This is a genomic window from Cellulomonas chengniuliangii (assembly GCF_024508335.1).
In the GTDB taxonomy this organism is placed as follows: Bacteria; Actinomycetota; Actinomycetes; order Actinomycetales; family Cellulomonadaceae; genus Cellulomonas_A; species Cellulomonas_A chengniuliangii.
Genome location: NZ_CP101988.1, coordinates 19,089 through 37,872 on the forward strand (window position 1 = coordinate 19,089; position 18,784 = coordinate 37,872).

The 18,784-nt window shown below is 70.1% G+C and carries 16 protein-coding genes and 1 tRNA gene; 8 read left to right on the top strand and 9 right to left on the bottom strand.

The window, feature by feature from the left end; all coding sequences use genetic code 11:
• Positions 1–174 precede the first annotated feature (174 nt).
• Positions 175–423, bottom strand: coding sequence for a cell division protein CrgA (locus NP064_RS00085; RefSeq protein ID WP_066583266.1), 249 nt, complete (start codon positions 421–423; stop codon positions 175–177).
• 104 nt (positions 424–527) lie between these two features.
• Here NP064_RS00085 and NP064_RS00090 point away from each other — a divergent pair, with 104 nt between their 5' ends.
• Genes NP064_RS00090 through NP064_RS00105 form a run of 4 tightly spaced genes read left to right on the top strand, consistent with a single transcriptional unit; the run spans position 528 to position 2,926 of the window.
• Positions 528–1,349: a DUF881 domain-containing protein gene (locus tag NP064_RS00090; protein ID WP_227568548.1), complete on the top strand. Its 822-nt coding sequence runs from the start codon at positions 528–530 to the stop codon at positions 1,347–1,349.
• Positions 1,346–2,131: a class E sortase gene (locus NP064_RS00095; protein ID WP_227568547.1), complete on the top strand. Its 786-nt coding sequence runs from the start codon at positions 1,346–1,348 to the stop codon at positions 2,129–2,131. Before NP064_RS00090 ends, NP064_RS00095 begins: the two co-directional genes overlap by 4 nt.
• On the top strand, positions 2,128–2,289 hold the full coding sequence (locus NP064_RS00100; RefSeq protein WP_227568672.1) for a hypothetical protein: 162 nt from the start codon (positions 2,128–2,130) through the stop codon (positions 2,287–2,289). The genes NP064_RS00095 and NP064_RS00100 overlap by 4 nt, the downstream gene beginning before the upstream one ends.
• A gap of 1 nt (position 2,290) precedes the next feature.
• On the top strand, positions 2,291–2,926 hold the full coding sequence (locus NP064_RS00105) for an aminodeoxychorismate/anthranilate synthase component II (protein WP_227568546.1): 636 nt from the start codon (positions 2,291–2,293) through the stop codon (positions 2,924–2,926).
• 115 nt (positions 2,927–3,041) lie between these two features.
• Here NP064_RS00105 and pknB read toward each other — a convergent pair whose 3' ends face one another.
• From pknB to NP064_RS00140, 7 genes are read right to left on the bottom strand one after another with little or no spacing between them, the layout of a single operon-like run.
• Complete coding sequence (gene pknB / locus NP064_RS00110) at positions 3,042–5,069, bottom strand: Stk1 family PASTA domain-containing Ser/Thr kinase (RefSeq protein ID WP_227568545.1); 2,028 nt, start codon at positions 5,067–5,069, stop codon at positions 3,042–3,044.
• 2 nt (positions 5,070–5,071) lie between these two features.
• Entirely contained in the window at positions 5,072–6,439 is a 1,368-nt protein-coding gene (locus NP064_RS00115) for a serine/threonine-protein kinase (RefSeq protein ID WP_227568544.1), read from the bottom strand.
• Positions 6,436–7,896 carry a peptidoglycan D,D-transpeptidase FtsI family protein gene (locus NP064_RS00120; protein ID WP_227568543.1) on the bottom strand — a complete coding sequence of 487 codons (1,461 nt, stop codon included), beginning with the start codon at positions 7,894–7,896 and terminating at the stop codon, positions 6,436–6,438. Before NP064_RS00120 ends, NP064_RS00115 begins: the two co-directional genes overlap by 4 nt.
• The gene (locus NP064_RS00125) at positions 7,893–9,395 is read right to left on the bottom strand and encodes an FtsW/RodA/SpoVE family cell cycle protein (RefSeq protein ID WP_227568542.1); all 1,503 of its coding nucleotides are present in this window, start codon (positions 9,393–9,395) and stop codon (positions 7,893–7,895) included. The genes NP064_RS00120 and NP064_RS00125 overlap by 4 nt, the downstream gene beginning before the upstream one ends.
• The gene (locus NP064_RS16615) at positions 9,395–10,675 is read right to left on the bottom strand and encodes a Stp1/IreP family PP2C-type Ser/Thr phosphatase (RefSeq protein ID WP_284439678.1); all 1,281 of its coding nucleotides are present in this window, start codon (positions 10,673–10,675) and stop codon (positions 9,395–9,397) included. The genes NP064_RS00125 and NP064_RS16615 overlap by 1 nt, the downstream gene beginning before the upstream one ends.
• 6 nt (positions 10,676–10,681) lie before the next feature.
• The gene (locus NP064_RS00135; protein WP_227568541.1) at positions 10,682–11,191 is read right to left on the bottom strand and encodes an FHA domain-containing protein FhaB/FipA; all 510 of its coding nucleotides are present in this window, start codon (positions 11,189–11,191) and stop codon (positions 10,682–10,684) included.
• A 9-nt stretch (positions 11,192–11,200) separates the two neighbouring features.
• Positions 11,201–11,911: an FHA domain-containing protein gene (locus tag NP064_RS00140; RefSeq protein ID WP_227568540.1), complete on the bottom strand. Its 711-nt coding sequence runs from the start codon at positions 11,909–11,911 to the stop codon at positions 11,201–11,203.
• A 380-nt stretch (positions 11,912–12,291) separates the two neighbouring features.
• Here NP064_RS00140 and NP064_RS00145 point away from each other — a divergent pair.
• Positions 12,292–12,374 (top strand) — tRNA-Leu (locus NP064_RS00145).
• 660 nt (positions 12,375–13,034) lie between these two features.
• Complete coding sequence (locus NP064_RS00150) at positions 13,035–15,233, top strand: DUF262 domain-containing protein (RefSeq protein ID WP_227568539.1); 2,199 nt, start codon at positions 13,035–13,037, stop codon at positions 15,231–15,233.
• A gap of 140 nt (positions 15,234–15,373) precedes the next feature.
• On the opposite strand, the gene NP064_RS00155 is transcribed toward NP064_RS00150, so the two are convergent.
• Complete coding sequence (locus NP064_RS00155) at positions 15,374–15,868, bottom strand: FBP domain-containing protein (protein ID WP_227568538.1); 495 nt, start codon at positions 15,866–15,868, stop codon at positions 15,374–15,376.
• Positions 15,869–16,439: 571 nt separating this feature from the next.
• Between NP064_RS00155 and NP064_RS00160 the strand changes: the two genes are divergently transcribed.
• Both NP064_RS00160 and NP064_RS00165 read left to right on the top strand, forming a co-directional pair.
• A complete protein-coding gene (locus NP064_RS00160) occupies positions 16,440–17,741 on the top strand; it encodes an extracellular solute-binding protein (protein WP_227568537.1) in 1,302 nt (433 codons plus the stop codon).
• Between the two features lie 9 nt (positions 17,742–17,750).
• The gene (locus NP064_RS00165) at positions 17,751–18,776 is read left to right on the top strand and encodes a carbohydrate ABC transporter permease (RefSeq protein WP_227568536.1); all 1,026 of its coding nucleotides are present in this window, start codon (positions 17,751–17,753) and stop codon (positions 18,774–18,776) included.
• The last annotated feature ends 8 nt before the right edge of the window (positions 18,777–18,784 follow it).

Here is an 18,784-nt window from a genome sequence, read left to right on the forward strand (position 1 = left end):
CTGCGCGCTTCCCCAGACTTACTCACAGCTGTGGAATTACACCCGTGTAGTTATCCACAGGGATGTCCACCGCTGGGGACAACTGTGATGTTGTCCCTGGTCAGCAGTGGGTGGGGTGTATCGCCGCAGGTCAAAGCCTGTGGGTGACGGTGTGGGAAATCGCCGGGCTGCAGGTCAGTGCCAGCGGGTGGTCAGTCCGAAACCTGCGATGACGAACGCGAAACCGATCGCGAGGTTCCACTGGCTGATGCCGGGGATCGGGTACTGCGACGAGGAGATGTAGGTGACCACGATCCACACCAGCCCCAGCAGCATCAGGCCGAGCATCACGGGGACCAGCCACCGCGGGTTCGTCTTCGGGCCCGACGCCTTGGCGGGGGGTGGGGTGTACGCGGGCTTCTTCCGCGGCCTCGACTCGGGCACGTCGGTTGCTCCTGTCACGCGAGGGGGCGAGCCGGGGGCATGCTGAAGCCGACCCGCGAGGATGTGGCCTAGCGTAGTGCGCGACATCGCAGGAGAGGAGCATCGTGCCGGACCATTCGCACCGCCGCTCGTTCCGGGCTGCCCGCGGCACGATCTCCGTCGCCCTGGTCCTGGCCCTGTCCGGGGCGCTGTTCGCGGCCAACGCTCGCCTCACCAGGGACGGCGACGAGCGCAGGCCGCAGAACCTCGTCGACCTCGCCCGCCTCGAGGAGGGCCGCACGCAGCGCCTCACGGACGAGGCGGTCGCGCTGCGCGCCCAGGTCGCGACGCTCCTCGACGAGGAGGCCCGCATCTCCGGGCTGCAGCTGCCCACCCCGGACGACACCGAGCGGGTGGTCTCCGCGAAGGCGCCCGTCACGGGGTCCGGGCTGGTGATCCGGCTCGACGACGCGCCGATCCGGGGGACCACCGCCAACGTCGACGCCGACCTCCTGGTGGTGCACCAGCAAGACATCCAGGCGGTGATGAACGCCCTGTGGGCCGGGGGAGCCGAGGCCATGACCCTCATGGGCCAGCGCGTCATCTCGACCAGCGCCGTCCGGTGCATCGGCGCCGTCCTGTACATGCACGGCCTGCGGTACTCGCCCCCGTACACCTTCGAGGTCATCGGGGACCCGGACCGGCTGCTGGCTGCCCTCGAGCAGGACCGCGTCGTCTCCCGCTACCGGGACTACGTCGACGCCTACGGGCTGGGATGGTCCGTGAGCGTGCAGGACAACCTCGAGCTCCCCGCCTACGAGGGCCCCACCGACCTGGCGCACGCACGGGTCCCTGAGGGGGTCGAGGCGCTGTCCACGAGCGTCCAGAACGCCTCGCACGGCCAGACGGCAGGATCCCGCAGGAACGTCGACGAGGACGGCGCATGACGACCACGGCGCCCCGCGACCTCGTCCCCCGGCACGGTCGCGCGCCGCGGCGCTCGGGTGGGTCGGCGGTCTACAGCGCCATCGGCGTGCTGGGCGAGCTGCTGATCACCCTTGGCTTTCTGGTGCTGGCCTTCCTGGTGTGGCAGCTGTGGTGGACCGACGTCGAGGGGAACCAGGCGCAGGCGGAGATCGTCGAGAGCCTGCCGTGGGCGCCACCGGCGGCAGCTGCCGCCGCGTCCGGCGAGGCCACGCCCGTGGTGGCCGCGCCGCGCCGCGACGAGCCGCCCGTCATCGCCGAGCCGGGGCACGCGGTCACGTTCGCCACCGTGCAGGTGCCGCGCTGGTCCGACGAGCCGGAGCGCCCCATCAGCCAGGGGGTCGATCGGCCCACCGTGCTCGACGTGCTCGGCATCGGGCACTACCCGGAGACCGCCATGCCGGGCGCGATCGGCAACTTCTCCCTGGCCGGTCACCGGACCACGTATGGGAAGCCCCTCAACCGGATCGCCGAGCTGCAGGACGGCGACCCGATCGTGGTGCGCACCGCCGACACCTGGTACGTCTACCGGGTGACCTCGAGCGCCATCGTCACCCCGCAGGACGTCCAGGTGATCGACCCCGTGCCCGGCCAGCCTGGCGTCGAGCCCACGGAGCGCATGATCACCCTGACCACCTGCCACCCGATGTTCTCCGCGCGCGAGCGGTACGTGGTGCACGGTGTGCTGGACTACTGGGCGCCCGTCGCGGACGGCTCCCCGGCTGAGATCCTCGGAGGCGCATGATGTACGGATGGCTGTGGCGGCGCCTGCCTGGACCGGCGCCCGTGCGCGTGGTGATCCTCGCGCTGGCGGCGGTGGCCGTGCTCGCCGTGTGCTTCCAGTGGGTGTTCCCCGCGGTGGCGCCGTACATGCCGTTCAGTGACACGACAGTGGGGGAGTGACGTGACCCGGATCCTGGTGGTCGACAACTACGACTCGTTCGTCTACACGATCGTCGGCTACCTGGCGCAGCTCGGGGCCGAGACGGTCGTGGTCCGGAACGACGCCGTGCCGCCGCTGGACGAGCGCGACGGGTTCGACGGGGTGCTGATATCCCCGGGGCCCGGCACTCCCGCAGAGGCCGGCGCCAGCATGCAGGTGATCCGTGACTGCGCCGCGTCCGGCACCCCGATGCTGGGCGTGTGCCTGGGCCACCAGGCGCTCGGCGAGGTGTTCGGCGGGACAGTCACGCACGCGCCCGAGCTGATGCACGGCAAGACCAGCCAGGTGGAGCACACGGGGGAGGGGGTCCTCGCCGGACTGCCCACACCGTTCACAGCGACGCGCTACCACTCGTTGGCGGTGGTCAATGGCACTGTTGCCGACGAGCTCGAGGTCACGGCGTCGGTGTCCTCGGCGCACGGGCCCATCATCATGGGGCTGCAGCACCGGACCCTGCCGCTGCACGGGGTGCAGTTCCACCCGGAGTCAGTGCTCACCGAGGGCGGTCACCGGCTGCTCGCGAACTGGCTGCAGATCTGTGGCGACTCCGGCGCGGTCGAGCGGTCGGCCGGGCTGCACCCGCTGGTGCGCGCCTGACCTGAGATCGCGCAGGGCGGCACAGGCCGAGGCACGCAGAGAGCCTGCGACCAGAGGGAGCCGGTGGCTCCGCCCAGGTCGCAGGCTCTCTGCGTGGGAGGGGGGCAGTCGAGGGCTAGTTGCCCGGCGCCGACGCCGTGGGCGCCGGGATCTGTCCGCCGTTGCCCCCGCCGCCCGACGGGCCCTTGGAGACGCTCAGCTTGACCGTGGAGCCCTCTTCGAGCTGGGTCCCCTTGCCAGGGCTCGTCGAGATGACGGTGTCCTTCGGCTGGTCGGAGTCGACGTTCACGCGCTCGGCGTTCAGGCTGACCGCGCCCAAGCGCTGGGCGGCCTCGTTGTAGGTCAGACCCACCAGGCCGTCGGGCACGGTGGGCAGCTCGGGCGCCGTCGCCACGGTGATCCGCACCTGCGAGCCCTGCTGGACCAACCCCGCCTGACGGTTCTGCTTCACCACGGTGCCGGGGGCCTGGGCGTCGGTCTCCTGCTCCTCGAACACCGGGGTGAGCTTGAGGCTGAGCAGGGTCTGCTCCGCGGTGGCCTGGGTCTGGCCGGTCAGGTCGGGGAGCTCGACGAGCCCGCTCGCCACGAACAACTCGACCGAGGAGTCCTTGGGCACCGACTCGCCCGCGGCGGGCGACGTCTTGGTCACGAGGCCCGCGGCCTGCTCGGGGCTGTTCTCCTGGGTCACCTTGCCGACGGAGAGGCCCAGGGCGTCCAGGCGCTCGCGTGCCGCCTCCTGGGAGAGCCCGGCGAGCGACTCCATCTTGACGGAGTCCGGACCGGTCGAGACGAAGACCGTGACCTCCGAGCCCTCCTCGAGCTGCTCGCCGCCCTTGGGGTTGGTCGCCACGACGTTGCCCTCGGCGATCGAGTCGCTGGCCTGCTCCTCCTCGACGGGGATGAGGCCGAGCCCGGTGAGGGCCGCTGTCGCCTCAGCCGCAGGGGTGTCCACCAGCGTGGTCGGGATGGTGACCAGCGCCGGAGGGTCCTCGGTGTTCTGGCTGATCAGGATCGCGGCGATGCCGATCACCGCGGCCAGAGCCACCCCGATCAACGTCCACAGCAGCCACCGCTTCTTGGGGGCCTCGTCCTCGGGGGGAGTCGTCGGCTGCTCGGGCAGGCCGGCGCCCGGGCCGCCCGGGCCGGTGAGGCCCCACGGCGGCGTCCCCGCGGCGGGAGGCGCGCCCTGCATGACCTGCGTGGCGCCCGGCGTGGCTCCCAGCACCTGGGTCGTGTCGCCGGCGCCGGCGGCCATCAGCGCGCCGACGGGCGGGGCGCTGACGTGGCCGCCGCGCACCGCGGCCTCGAGGTCGGAGCGGAACTCCGCCGCCGTCGAGTAGCGCTCCTCGCGGTCCTTCGCGAGGGCCTTGAGCGTGATGCGGTCGAGCGTCTCGGGGATGTCCGAGGCGATCGAGCTGGGGGTGGGAGCGGCCTCGCGCACGTGCTGGTAGGCGACGGCCACGGGGGAGTCGCCGATGAACGGCGGACGGCCGGTGAGCAGCTCGAAGAGCAGGCAGCCCGTCGAGTACAGGTCGGACCGGGCGTCGACCGTCTCGCCGCGGGCCTGCTCGGGGGACAGGTACTGCGCGGTGCCGATCACGGCCTGCGTCTGCGTCATGGTGGCGGCGGAGTCGGCGACGGCGCGCGCGATGCCGAAGTCCATCACCTTGACCGCGCCCGTCGGCGTGAGCATCACGTTGGCGGGCTTGATGTCCCGGTGCACGATGCCGGCGTGGTGCGAGTACTCGAGAGCCGAGAGGACGCCCGCGGTGATCTCCGCGGCCTCCTCGATCGGCACGGCGTTGCCGTCGCGCAGGATGTCGCGGACGGTGTGCCCCTCGACGTATTCCATGACGATGAAGGGGACGTGCGCGACGACCCCGGAGGCCTCCGTGACGACGTCCTCGCCGGTGTCGTACACGGCGACGATCGCCGGGTGGTTCAGGGACGCCGCTGCCTGGGCCTCGCGGCGGAAACGCGCCTGGAACGACGGGTCGCGCGCCAGGTCGGAGCGCAGCACCTTGATCGCGACGGTGCGCCCGAGGCGGGTGTCGTGCCCGATGTGCACCTCGGCCATGCCGCCGCGCCCGATGAGCTCGCCGACCTCGTATCGTCCGGCGAGGATCCGGGATCCGTCGTCCATCACTAGACGTCCTTCGCTGTCGTCGTTCCGGCGCCGTCCGCGGTGGCGGTCGGCGCACGCTCGGTGATCATCCCATCGTCAGGGCCCGGAGAAGGGTATCTGGGCATGCTGACTACTGGGACAGCCCCGGCGTGCAGGGTTGTCGTGGCTGTGACCTGCTGTTCTGTGCCGCCGGTCGACTCAGCCCGGGTGAGCCTATCGGCGACGACGGCCCCTAGGATCGCGACGACCAGCAACATCAGCGCCATCACCGGCCAGGTCAGGCGCCCGATCCGGATCCCACTGGTGGCCGGGCCGCGGCGCAAGGGCTTGGCCTCCGCGCGGTGCGAGCCGGCAGGGCGTCGCGCCTCGGGCCCGTCGCGCAGCTCTCGGCGCGGGGGGTAGGACGGCGGCGGCAGCTCCTCGCGGGACTTCGGCGAGTCGGCGCGGGACCGCACGGCTATGTCGCGATCGGCGACGGACGCCTGGGCGGGGACCTCGCCGGCCGACACCACGGGCCTCTCCCGCTGCGCGGCCGGGTCGGCCACGATCACGGACATCCCGGTGGGCGGCGTCTTCTCGACCATCGCGTCCAAGGTGCGCGCGAGGGCGGCGGCGGAGCGCGGGCGCTCGGCCGGGTCCTTCGACAGCAGCCGCATGACGATGTCCGCGAGCCGGGGGTCCACCGAGGCGGGCAGCGGGGGCACGGGGGAGTTCACGTGCGCGACGGCGATGTCCACAGCGGTCGGGCCTGTGAACGGGCGGTTCCCGGCCAGCGACTCGTACGCGACGATGCCCAGGGAGTACAGGTCCGATGCGGGCGTCGCGGGCTTGCCGACAGCCTGCTCGGGGGACAGGTACTGCGCGGTGCCCATCACCATGCCGGTGGCCGTCATCGGCACCTGGTTGGTGGCCAGGGACACCCCGAAGTCGGTGATCTTCACCCGCCCGGCGCGCCCGAGCAGGATGTTGCCGGGCTTCACGTCCCGGTGCACCACGCCTGCCACGTGCGCGGCGTGCAGCGCGCGGGAGGTCTGCGCGAGGATCCGGAGCAGCCGCTGCATGGGCAGCACGGGCTCTCGCTCGAGCAGGTCGCTCATCGGCTCGCCGAGGACGAGCTCCATGATGAGGAACGCCGAGCCCTCCTGCTCCCCGTAGTCGTAGAGCTGGGCGATGTTCTGGTGCGACAGCGACGCCGAATTGCGGGCCTCGGTGCGGAACCGCTTGATGAACCCGGGGTCGCCGGCGAACTCCTCGCGCAGCACCTTGACGGCGACGTCACGGGCCAGGGCGTCGTCGTGCCCCACCCAGACCTCGCCCATCCCGCCCACGGCGATCTCCCGCACCAGGCGGTAGCGCTCGCCGAGCATCGTGCCCGTCATCGGCCTCATGAGCCCAGCACCGCCTGCATGACCGCTTTCGCGATGGGCGCCGCCACCTTGCCGCCGGTCGCCTCGTTGCCGGTGCTTCCGCCGTGCTCCACGATCACCGCGACGGCGACCTTCGGGTCGTCGGCGGGGGCGAAGCCGGTGAACCAGGCGTGCGGCGACTGGTCGCTCGTGGTCTCGGCGGTGCCCGTCTTGCCGGCCACCCGCACGCCGGGGATCTTCGCCGAGGTCCCGGTGCCGCTGTCCACGACCGACACCATCATGTCGGTCAGCGCCGAGGCGGTCTGCGCAGAGATGGCCCGGCGGAACACCGACGGCTTCGTCTGCGAGATGACGTCGAGGTCGGCGGTGCGGACCGTGGCCACGGTGTACGGGGTCATGACCTCGCCGCCGTTGGCGATGCCGGCGGAGATCATCGCCATCTGCATCGGCGTGACGCGGACGTCCTGCTGGCCGATCGCGGACTTCGCGAGCTTGGCGGGGTCGAGGTCCTCGTTGGGCGGGAAGTAGCTCTTCGTGACCGACATGGGGATGCTCAGCGACTCGTCGAAGCCGAACTTCTTCGCCTGGTCGCGGATCGCGTCCGCCCCGACGTCCATGCCGAGCTTGCCGAACGCGGTGTTGCAGGAGACCCGGATGGCGTCGCTCAGCGTCGTCTGGCCGCCCGAGCCGCACGACGCGCCGCCGTAGTTGCGCAGCGTGGCTGACGTCTGCGGCAGGGCCAGCTCGTCCGGCGCGTCGATGAGCGAGTCGGCCGAGTACTGGCCGCTCTCGAGCGCCGCTGCGGCTGTGACCAGCTTGAACGTGGATCCCGGCGGGTAGGTCTTGCCCTTGAGCGCCTTGTCCACGAGGGGGTCGTTCGGGGCGGCGTTCAGATCTGAGTACGCGGTGCGCGCGGCGGCGATGTCGTGCGTGGCCAGGGAGTTCGGGTCGAACCCGGGCGTCGAGACGAGCGCCAGCACGGCGCCGGTGGACGGGTCGAGGGCGACGACGGCGCCCACCTGGTCGCCCAGCGCGTCCCACGCGGCCTGCTGGGCCGCCGGGTTCAACGTGAGCTCGACCGAGGAGCCCTGCGGCTGCTTGCCGGTGATGAGGTCCTGCACCCGGCTGAGGAACAGCGAGTCGGAGCTGCCGGTCAGCACGTCGTTCTCGGCCGACTCGATGCCGGTGCGGCCGTTCACGATCGAGTAGAAGCCCGTCACCGACGAGTAGAGCGCGCCGGGCGCGTAGATGCGCTGGTAGCCGAACGCGTCGTCCACCGGCTCGGACCACGCGATGGGCGTCCCCGCCACGATGATCGGCCCACGCGGGTTGCCGAACTCGCGGTACAGGGTGCGCACGTTGCGCGAGTCGTTGTTCAGGCTGTCCGCCTGGACGAACTGCACCCAGGACGTGCCGACCATCAGCACGAGGAACATGGTGACGACGACCAGCGACAGGCGCCGCAGGGGGGTGTTCACGCGTCATCACCTCGCATCTCGTCGATCCGTTCGGTCGGCCTGGTGTCCGATGCCTGTGGTGCCTCGGCCTCGCGGGCCGAGCGCGACGGGCGGGCTGGCCCACCGGCAGATCCGACGATCTGGACCGGCGCCGGGGACCCGTGCGGTGGAGTGGCGGCGACGTGGCCCTGCACGACCCCCGGCGGACGACGGGCGTCATCGGAGATGCGCAGCAGCAACGCCACGATGATCCAGTTGGCGAGCAACGAGGATCCACCGTAGGCCAGGAACGGCGTCGTCAGGCCGGTCAGCGGGATGATCCGCGTGATCCCGCCGACCACCACGAAGCACTGGAACGCGACGACGAACGCGAGCCCGCCGGCCAGCAACTTGCCGAACCCGTCCCGGACCCCGATCGCGGTGCGCATGCCGCGCTCCGCGAGGACCAGGTAGACCAGCAGGATCGCGAGCACACCGGTCAGGCCCAGCTCCTCGCCGAGCGAGGCGAAGATGAAGTCGGACTCCGCGTACGGCACCAGGTCGGGCCGGCCGGCGCCCCACCCCGTGCCGAACAGCCCGCCGCTGGCCAGCCCGAACAGCCCTCGGACGAGCTGGCCCGAGCCGCCGGGGGAGCGGTTGAAGATGTCGTGGTCGAGGGCGTGGAGCCAGACGTCGAAACGGGCTCCGACGTGCGGGAACGCGGACGCCGCGACACCCGCGCCGACCACGAACATGCTGAGGCCGATGAGCACCCAGCTGAGCCGCTCCGTGGCGACGTACAGCATCGCGACGAACAGCCCGAAGAACAGCAGCGACGTGCCCAGGTCGCGCTCGGAGACCAGGACGGCCAACGACGCCGCCCACGCGATGATGATGGGCCCCAGGTCGCGGATGCGGGGGAGCTGCAGGCCCAGCACCTTCGGGCCGGCCAGCGCGAGCGTGTCGCGGTTGGTGACGAGGTATCCGGCGAAGAACACGGCCAGCGCGATCTTGCCCAGCTCGGCGGGCTGCAGCGAGAACGGGCCGAGCCGGATCCAGATGTTCGCGCCGTTGATCTGGGCTCCCAGCCCGGGGACCAGCGGCAGCACCACCAGCACCAGGCCGGCGATCATCGCGGTGTAGGTGTACCGGCGCAGCGTGCGGTGGTCGCGCAGCAGCACGATGACGGCCCCCGCGAGCACCACCGACACGGCGGTCCACCCGAGCTGCCGGGTCGCGAACGACGCGTCCTCGGCCAGGTCCAGCCGGTAGATCATCGCCAGGCCGATGCCGTTGAGCGCCACCACGGCCGGCATGATCACCGGGTCCGCGTAGGGCGCGCGCCACCGCAGCACCGCGTGCAGCCCCAGGCCGAGCACCGTCATGCCGACGCCGTAGCCGACGACGTCTGCCGGCACCTCACCCGTCACCCCGATCCCGACCAGGGCGTACGCGGCGATCCCGATCGCCAGGGCGAGGGCGAGCAAGCCGAGCTCGATCCCCCTGCCCGGCCGGACGCGGTGCGGCTGGACGGTGGCCATCAGCCGGTCGCCACCGAGGCTGTGCGGGCGTCGTCCTCGAGCATGCGCACCCGGTCGCGGGCGTCCTGCAGGGAGTCGGCGGGGATGGTCTGGTCGAGCCGGTCACGGACGTACGCGGGCAGGTCCTGGGCGGGCATGGTCGAGCTCTCCAGCGGGGTGGACAGCGTGATCGGGCCGATGGTCTGCGGGATGCCGCGGTAGATCGTCACCACGTCATCGGTGACGCCCACGTAGTACTGGGTCTGGGTCCACCGGTAGCCGAGGTACCCGGCGCCGCCGAGGACTCCGACCAGCAGCACGCTGAGCAGCGTGGTGATCACGCGGCGACGGCGCCGACGACCAGGGTCGACGTCGTCCTGCGGGGCGTCCTCGTCCTCAGGGTCGGTGGGCTGGCCGTCCTCGTCGCCGCGGGCGGCGGCCGCGGCCTGCTTGCTGAGCGTCGCGGCGCGGGCCGCGGGGCCGTCGGCGGCCGCGGTGGGACGGTGCCGGGTCGACGCGGCGGAGCCGACCACGCTGGCAGCCGTCGACGGGCCGGTGCCGTCGGGCACGTCGTCCAGCTCGACGACGTCCGCGACGATGACCGTCACGTTGTCGCCGCCGCCGGCGCGGAGGGCGAGCTGCACCAGCCGGTCGGCGCACACGTCGACGTCGGCGATGGTGCGCATGGTGTCCGCGATGGTGTCCGCGCTGACGAAGCCGGACAGGCCGTCCGAGCAGAGCAGCCACCTGTCGCCGGGGCGGGCCTCACGCACCGACAGGTCCGGGGCGACATCCGGCTCGAAGTCGCCGAGCACCCGCATGACGACCGATCGCTGCGGGTGGTGCTCCGCCTCCTCGGCGGTGATCTTGCCGGTGTTCACCAGGTGCTGCACGAACGTGTGGTCGGTGGTGACCTGCGACAACGCGCCGTCGCGGAGCAGGTAGCCCCGCGAGTCGCCCAGGTGCACCATCGCCAGCTTGTTGCCCGCCCGCAGGATGGCCGTGACGGTGGTGCCCATGCCGGTCAGGTCGGGGTCGGAGTGCGTGCGCGCCACGATCTCGTCGCGGGCCGCCTCGAGCGCGCGCTCCAGCTCGTCGAGCGCGTCGTCGGGCCCATGGGACTCGCCGTCCAGCGGGGCCAGCGCTGCGACCGCCACCGACGAGGCGACGTCCCCGCCCGCGTGGCCGCCCATGCCGTCTGCGACGACGAGCAGGTGCGGGCCCGCATAGGCGGAGTCCTGGTTGTTGGAGCGGACCAGCCCGATGTCGGACCTGGCCGCATAACGCAGCGCGATGGACACGGGGGGCTACCTCTGCAGCTCGAGCACGCTCTGACCCACGCGCACCTGCATACCGGGTGGCACGGGAGTGGGCTGGTCGACGCGCTGGTCACCGAGGAAGGTGCCGTTGGTCGAACCCAGGTCCTCGACCCACCACTGGTCGGCCTGGGGGAAGATCCGGGCGTGCCGCGACGAGGAGTAGTCGTCGTCCAGCACGAGCGTGCACGAGGGCGCCCGGCCGATCAGCACGGCCGACGTGCCCAACGGGAGGGTGGTGCCGCGCAGCGGGCCCTCGGTCACCACCAGCCGGGTGGGACCCGCGGGGGTGCGCGACTGGCGACCGCCGCCGACGACGACGCGCGGGGCCTCGCCGTTGCCCGACGCGGGAGCGGCGGCCTGGCGGGCCGAGCGGACGCGACGGTCGACGATCTTGGTGCCGTACAGGTCGCGGCGCAGCACGCTGATGGCAGACAGCACGAAGACCCACAGGAGCACCAGGTACCCCACGCGCAGCAGCGTGACTGTCAGCTCACTCATGCGGCCCGATCACTGGTCCTGGTCATCGGCCGACTCACCCGTCCAGAACATGATGCGGGTGCGGCCGATCGTGAGGGTGTTGCCGTCGAGCAGCGTCGCCGCCGGCACCTGATGCCCCTCGACGAACAAGCCGTTGGTCGAGCCCAGGTCGCTGGCCACCACACCCTCCGGGGTGACCCGGATCTCCAGGTGACGGCGCGAGACGCCCGGGTCGTCCACGATGATGTCCGCCTCGGAGCCGCGGCCGATCACTGTGACAGGGCCCGTCAGCAGGTACCGCTGGCCGTCGATGTCCACCAGCGGGTGCCGCGGGCTCGGCGCCGACGTGGTCGCCGGGGCCACCGCGCCGCGGATCGTGGCGCTGCGCACCCGGAACCGGCCCGTCTCCAGGTCCTCGTGCTCCAGGAACGTCACCGTCACCGGGCCCACGAACGCGTACCGCTGGCTCGACGCGTGCTCCGTGACGTTCGCCGCGAGCTCGTCGGCCAACGCCTCCGAGCCCCACGCCTCCACCTGCTCGTAGTCCACAGGGGACAGTTCGATTGTGAACTCGTTGGGGATCACCGTGCGGTCGCGGTCCACCACCGCCGCGCGGTCGTCCACCTCGCGGCGCAGCGCGCTCGCGAGCTCGACAGGCTTCACCTCGGAACGGAACGCCTTGGCGAAGGCGTTGTTCACCACGCGCTCCACAGAGTGCTCGAACTTGTCGAGGATGCCCACGCCTCCACCTCCTTCAGGTGCTCCTACGCTGGTCGTCGGGCTTGATCGTATCCACGGACACCGCTCAGGACCCCCGTTCGGCTGGCACTGGGCGCCCGCGTGGCGGAGTCTGGGCTGGCCACACGCCACGCGACCTGTGTGCAGGTGTCCAACTATGTCCGGGTCGACGACGTGATGACCTGCACGTCAGTCCCATGCGACAAGCATCACTGTCCAACCTGGGAGTGGTCGGCGCCCCGGGCGCGTCCCCGTTCCGCAGTGCCCTGACCTCGTCTGATGTCGCCACAGAGCGAGACCGGCGGTCGTGCCAGCGAGGCGCGGAACGCCTCCGAGGGCGGCGTGGGGGACCCCCTCCGCATCGTGCTAATCTTCTGCAGCACGCGCGAGTGGCGGAACGGCAGACGCGCTGGCTTCAGGTGCCAGTGTCCGAAAGGGCGTGGGGGTTCAAATCCCCCCTCGCGCACGTGGGGTCTTGGGGCAACCAAGGCCAAGTAGTCCGGATGACTCCCGGCAGGACGAGATCCTGCCGGGAGTTTCTGGTTTGAGCGCGCCGCCAGGTGCTTGACTAGCGCGCTAGCGCGCCATTGCTCCCGCTTTGCATGAGCCGTCAGGCCGCGGCGAGTTCCGCACGCACGCCACCCAGACCGGTCACCGTGATGGTGCCGGTCTAGCGGAGTCTCGTGGAGCTAAGGGACTCGATGCGTCAGGCGGCTGCCGGTGGCCTCTGCCTCGGGGCGTAGTAGGCCTTGTGGAACGCTCGCTTGCGCTTTCGTCGACTCTTGATGCGCGCGTGTTCGACGCCCAGTCGGGGTCATCGCCGTCGCCGATGAGTTCCATCCACGGGCCGGGCATCGACCGGCAGATGTGCCAGTCACGCAGCAGGCGGACATTGACACCGCTGAGGGCGAACGTCAGCAGCTTCGCGTCTTGGACGTACTCGCGTGGCGGGTCGGTTCAGGAAAGACGGCGATCCGCAGGCGTCCCGGCCGCTGCGAGGGATGAACGACAGCGACTGGCAGGCTTGCCACCGGCAGACCCACGGCAAGACACGCGCTCCAGCCGCAGACGCCGTCGGGCGAGCCACTGCCACCATGAGCATCGCCGCAGATGGGGAAGGAGCACCGTGGACGCCAAGACCTACCCGTTGCAGGAGATCCTCAAGCCTGAGCGCCGATACATCATCCCGACGTTCCAGCGCGACTATGAGTGGACGCTCGATGGTCAGTGGAAGCTGCTGTTCGAGGATCTGGAAAGCACGGCGGACAGGCTGGTCGATGCGCGCGCGAGTCAGAGTGAGAATTCTGCCGTCCTGAAGAACAAGGAGCAGAACGTCACACCCCACTTCCTCGGGGCGATCGTGTGCGCCAGTCTCCCGTTCGCCACTGGTGGTGTCGCGCTGCGCTCGGTGATCGACGGTCAACAGAGACTCACCACGATCCAGCTTCTGGTGCGGGGGCTGCTGGACGTCCTCCAAGAGACTGGGTCCGACAGGCGCAAGTCCGTCCGCCGCATGCTCTTCAATCCCGACGACGTAGTGGACTCCCCCGAGGAGGTGCACAAGCTGTGGCCGCGGCGACGGGACCGCGAGGTATGGCCCACCGCGATGGCGGATGTGGTCCCCGCCTACGCCGGGAGCAAGGACCACCTGTACCTCCGCGCACGTCGCTACTTCGCCGAGGCCGTGCGCGAGAGCGCGCGCAATGACTCAGGCGAGCTCGACTCCGAACGGCTCCAGGCGCTCGCTGACGCCTTGTCGAGCCTGTTCAAGCTCGTTGTCATCGACCTCGAGGACAATGACGACGCGCAAGTGATCTTCGAGGTGCTCAACGGACGGCAGACGCCGCTCGCAGCAATCGACCTCGTGAAGAACCTGCTCTTCCTCCGCGGTGAGCTTGCCAACGAAGACGTCGACCGGCTCTACGACACCTACTGGGCGGGCTTCGACGACGACTGGTGGAAGGCCGTCGTTGGCCGGGGCCACGCGGCCCGCGGGCGCCGCGACGTCTTGCTATCGGTGTGGCTCACCGGTGTCTCGGGCGAGGAGGCAAACGTGAGCCACCTGTACCGCGAGGCGCGGGAGTACCTCAACGGACCGGGCGCACCTGACACGGAGCACGTCCTGCGCGAACTGAGCGACTACGCCAAGGCGTACCGCGCCATCTACGGCGCAGAGGCCGTCGATCCGCGCCTGCACACGTCGTACGACAGGCTCAACGAGTTTGAGATCACGACGGCGGTGCCCCTCCTCGCGTGGCTGCGCCTCGCGTCGCCGGAGCTGATCAGCCTCGACGACGAGGTGCGCGCTGTCCGCGCAGTGGAGTCGTGGGCGATGCGCCGCTCATACGTGGGTTGGCAGACCCGTGGATACGGCACACACCTGGCTCGTGTCCTGCGCGCGGCGAAGAACGCGTCCAACGCGGGCAAGAACGTCGGGGATGCGGTGGTCGACGCGCTTCAGGACGGCGCGCTCGCCTGGCCCTCAGACGCCGAGGTTCGCGAGGCGTTTCGAACACGGCCGTTCTATAACGCCGTCGCGCAGTACCGCCTCCGCGCGCTATTCCGTGCGATCGACGACCAGCTCCGCAACGAGGACCCGCATGAACCGCCCGCGGCGATCGGATTCGATGGCTTGCAGATCGAACACGTGCTGCCGCGTAGTTGGACGACGCACTGGCCGCTGATTGGCGTCGACGGCACTCTCGTCGATCCTGATGCCAGAGACGCTGCGTCCGTGCAACGGGTGTTGGAACGTCGTCAGGCTCTCGACCGCTTGGGCAACCTCACTCTCGTCACGCAGGCGTTCAACCTGGACGTGTCGAACTTGGGGTGGACCGCGAAGCGGCCGGAGTTCGCGAAGCAGGGCGCCCTCGTGATCAACAAGGGCATCGCAGCAGTGGACGACTGGACGGAGTCCGAGATCGACGCGCGAGGTGCATTCCTCGCAGCCGTGGCAACCCGTGTCTGGCCCGGCCCCGTTGCTCTCGGTGGGACGAGGCCCCCGAGCGTGGCGCCCGTGCCGAACCAGGCTGTGGCGCTCGGGTCGAAGGTCGTCAGGACCGGGTCTGACGCACCAGTCCCCGGACAGCCTGTCGGCTCTGTCGCGCCTTTGGTCACCGCGCTCGAAACCGTCGGGATGCGGGTGGCCGACGCCGACGCGCCGTGGCCCGGCTGGGGGATTGTCGTGAAGTGCATCGGCGGGAGCGCTTATCTCAACCGCACCAACGTCGATGTGCGGAGCGACCAAGCTGGGCAGATTGCGACTTGGGCGGCAGCGGGGCAGGGGGAGCAACGAGGCGCCTACCTTCGGATCGCGCTCCGATGACCAGGCGGGTGCAGCTCGCCGCGAGCCAACGAATCCTTCACCGTTTTCGGTGGGCGTTGCCGGCTTCCTCGTTGGCCACGGACGCCCTCGGGTGACTGCGCGACCCTGTCGGCTGAGCCCGCCGACGGGCACGGTTGCGCCTACTCGTCCTGCAGCACCTCGCGCGCGAACCGCTGAGTCCGCTCGCGCAGCCCTTCGATCCGGCGCTGCACCAGGCCATCGGGGTCCTGGCCGGCCTCGATGATCGTGGGCCGGCGCCGCACGTTCTTGGAGCACCCGAAGCGCGTGCAGATCAACGTGCCGATCGAGTTGAGGTTGCGTCCTGCGGCGCCAGCACGGCGGGCGACGTACAGCGACACCTCGTCCTTGGAGTAGACGTCCTCGCACCAGGCGCAGAGGGCCCGCCGACGCTTGGCGCCCCCCTCGGGGGAGCGCAGCAGCAATCCGACGAGGGTGTCATCGACGGGGAGGACGACGCAGGCGCGCTGGGGCGCCTTGCGATCGATCCATCCCAGGTAGTCGAGGCGCTCCCAGTCGAGGTCGGCCAGGTCGGGCGGGAGGTTGAGACGGGTGGCCTCGCCGCGTGAGCAGTTCACGAAGGACGCGCGGATCTGCTTCTCGGTCAGGGGGATCATGGTGATCAGCTCTCAGGTGACGGCACGGCGGGATGGCACGGCTCCGCGGAGCACACCGCTGACCGCCCCCGTGGGGTGCGCGAGTGAGGCGTCAGGCGTGCTGGGCGGGCGTCGTCGCCGCTACCGCTGAGCAGGCCAGGACGGCCGCCACGCTTCCTCGCTGCATGATGCTGCGCGCTCCGTCATCTGAAGGTCGCCCGGGCGGCGCCCGGCACAGGTCGTCTAGATGGTACCGACCTCCGGCACGGGGGCGATTCCCAGGAAGCCTCCCTACCGTCGTCGCCGCGCTCGCCCAAGCGCCCGACCCATGGAGAGGCGTGCCATGTCGAAGGCCGTGCCGCAACCCCACGGGCTGTGCGGTCGGCGTCGGATGCCACCGATCCGCGCACTGATGAGGAGGTGCCGCAAGAATCGGATCAAAGCACCGCAAGCGGTAGCAGATGCCGCAGGTCAACGCCCTGGTTGTCGTTACGATAACGATATCGACATCGTTTGACATCCCGTGTGAGGCGGCGCGACACTGACCGCGGCAGGCACCTGTCACGACGTCAAAGATGACAAGGATTCCACGATGACGAGGAAGATTCGCAGCGCGGCGGGCACCGTCGCGCTCGGCGCGACCATCGCGCTCCTGGCGGCCGGCTGTGCCGGCGGCGAAAGCGCCGGTTCGAGCGATGGCTCGACCAGCATGACCTTCTGGCACAACTCCACGACCGGTGAGGGCAAGGCCTACTGGGAGGCCACCGTCGCCGACTTCGAGGCAGCGAACCCGGGGGTGACGATCGAGATCCAGGCCATCCAGAACGAGGACATGGACGGCAAGCTCCAGACCGCCCTCAACTCGGGTGACGCTCCGGACATCTTCATGGCCCGTGGCGGCGGCAAGCTGGCCGACGTGGTCGAGGCCGGCCAGGTCATGGACATCACCGACTCGATCGACGACGCCACGATGAAGGCCCTCGGCGGCGAGGGCGCGTTCAACGCGTTCTCGGTCGACGGCAAGATCTACGGCATGCCCACGGCGGTCCTGCCCGGCGGCATCTACTACAGCAAGGACCTGTTCGCGCAGGCTGGGATCACCGAGACGCCCAAGACGCTGGCCGAGCTCGAGGCCGCCAATGACGCCCTCAAGGCGGCGGGCATCGACCCGATCGCCATCGGCGCCAAGGACGCCTGGCCCGCCGCGCACTGGTACTACTTCTTCGCGCTGCGCGAGTGCGCCCAGGAGACCATCGCCGAGGCCGGCAAGACCAAGACCTTCGATGACCCGTGCTGGGCCAAGGCCGGCGAGGACCTCGAGGCCTTCGCCGCGACCGAGCCGTTCAACAACGGCTTCCTGTCGACGTCCGCCCAGCAGGGCGCTGGCTCGTCGGCCGGCCTGCTCGCCAACCACAAGGCCGCCATGGAGCTCATGGGCGCCTGGAACCCGGGCGTCATCGCCTCGCTGACCCCGGACGAGAAGCCCCTGGCCGACCTCGGCTGGTTCCCCTTCCCCGAGATTGAGGGTGGCGCTGGCGCCCCCGGCGCGATGATGGGTGGGGTCGACGGCTTCTCCTGCTCGGCCACCGCTCCGAAGAAGGAGTGCGCCGCGTTCCTCAACTTCTACATGCAGAAGGAGTACCAGGAGGGCTACGCCAACGCCTTCCACACGCTGCCCGCCAGCCAGGAGGCCCAGGGCGTCGTGACGGAGCCCGCGCTCCAGGCGATCCTCGAGGCCTACAACGACGCCCCGTACGTCGAGATCTGGATGGACACCACGTTCGGCCAGAACGTCGGCAACGCCTTGAACACCGGCGTGGTCGACATGCTCGCAGGCAAGACCGATGCCTCTGGCATCGTCAAGGCCGTGAACGACGCCGCAGCCAAGGAGTAGTAGCAACCCATGAGTGACTCCCAGGGCGAGAGCTCGCTAGCCACCAAGACTCCGCCCCGGGGTCGCTCGACGGCAGGGGGCGGCGCCATCACGGCGCCGTCCCCGGCCGGCCGGGCCCGACGAGGCCGAGCCGACTGGCGCAAGCGCGCCGAGATCGCGCTCCTCTCCGGACCCGCGATCATCATGTTCCTCGCGTTCGTGATCTTCCCCGTGGTGATGGCCGCCTACTACGGCTTCTTCAAGTGGAAGGGTTACGGCGTCCCGACAGACTTCGTCGGGCTCGAGAACTACCTCGTCATCTTCAAGGACACCGCGTTCCACGAAGCGCTGATGCACAACGGCTTCATCGTGGTGATGTCCCTGGTCATGCAGGGTCCCGCGGCGGTGGCTGTGGCGCTGCTGCTCAACCAGAAGATGCGCGGCCGCTCGCTGATCCGCGTGCTGATCTTCGTCCCGTACGTGATCTCCGAGGTCATCGTCGGCACCGGGTGGGGCCTCATGCTCCAGACCAGCGGCGCCATCAACGACGTGCTGATCAAGATCGGACTGCCCGGCTGGGCGGTCGACTGGCTCTCCGACCCAGATGTCGCCATCTGGTCGCTGATGGTCATCCTGACCTGGAAGTACCTCGGCTTCGCCGTGATTCTCTTCCTGGCCGGCCTGCAGTCCATCCCCGAGGAGCTCTACGAGGCCGCCTCGATCGACGGCGCCTCCTACTGGCAGATGCAGCGCAGCATCACCCTGCCGCTGCTCGGCCCGACCATGCGCATCTGGGCGTTCTTGTCGATCATCGGCGCATTGCAGCTCTTCGACCTCGTCTACATCATCTGGGGCCAGTACGTCGCCTCCACGGCGGGCACCTCGACGATGGCGACCTACATGGTGGCCAACGGGCGCAACGCCGGCAACTACGGGTACGGCAACGCTGTCGCCGTGGTCCTGTTCCTGATCTCGCTCGTCATCGCCCTGGTCTACCAGCGGTTCGTGCTGCGGCGTGACACCGAGGGCGCCCTCACAGAAGGGAAGAAGAAGTGATGGCGACG

Bases quoted from the DNA above. Each gene is read 5' to 3' on its own strand.
- NP064_RS00095 (WP_227568547.1), top strand. From the start codon at position 1,346: ATGACGACCACGGCGCCCCGCGACCTCGTCCCCCGGCACGGTCGCGCG.
- NP064_RS00100 (WP_227568672.1), top strand. From the start codon at position 2,128: ATGATGTACGGATGGCTGTGGCGGCGCCTGCCTGGACCGGCGCCCGTG.
- pknB (WP_227568545.1), bottom strand. From the start codon at position 5,069: ATGGACGACGGATCCCGGATCCTCGCCGGACGATACGAGGTCGGCGAG.
- NP064_RS00115 (WP_227568544.1), bottom strand. From the start codon at position 6,439: ATGAGGCCGATGACGGGCACGATGCTCGGCGAGCGCTACCGCCTGGTG.
- NP064_RS00125 (WP_227568542.1), bottom strand. From the start codon at position 9,395: ATGGCCACCGTCCAGCCGCACCGCGTCCGGCCGGGCAGGGGGATCGAG.
- NP064_RS00135 (WP_227568541.1), bottom strand. From the start codon at position 11,191: ATGAGTGAGCTGACAGTCACGCTGCTGCGCGTGGGGTACCTGGTGCTC.
- NP064_RS00155 (WP_227568538.1), bottom strand. From the start codon at position 15,868: ATGATCCCCCTGACCGAGAAGCAGATCCGCGCGTCCTTCGTGAACTGC.
- NP064_RS00160 (WP_227568537.1), top strand. From the start codon at position 16,440: ATGACGAGGAAGATTCGCAGCGCGGCGGGCACCGTCGCGCTCGGCGCG.
- NP064_RS00165 (WP_227568536.1), top strand. From the start codon at position 17,751: ATGAGTGACTCCCAGGGCGAGAGCTCGCTAGCCACCAAGACTCCGCCC.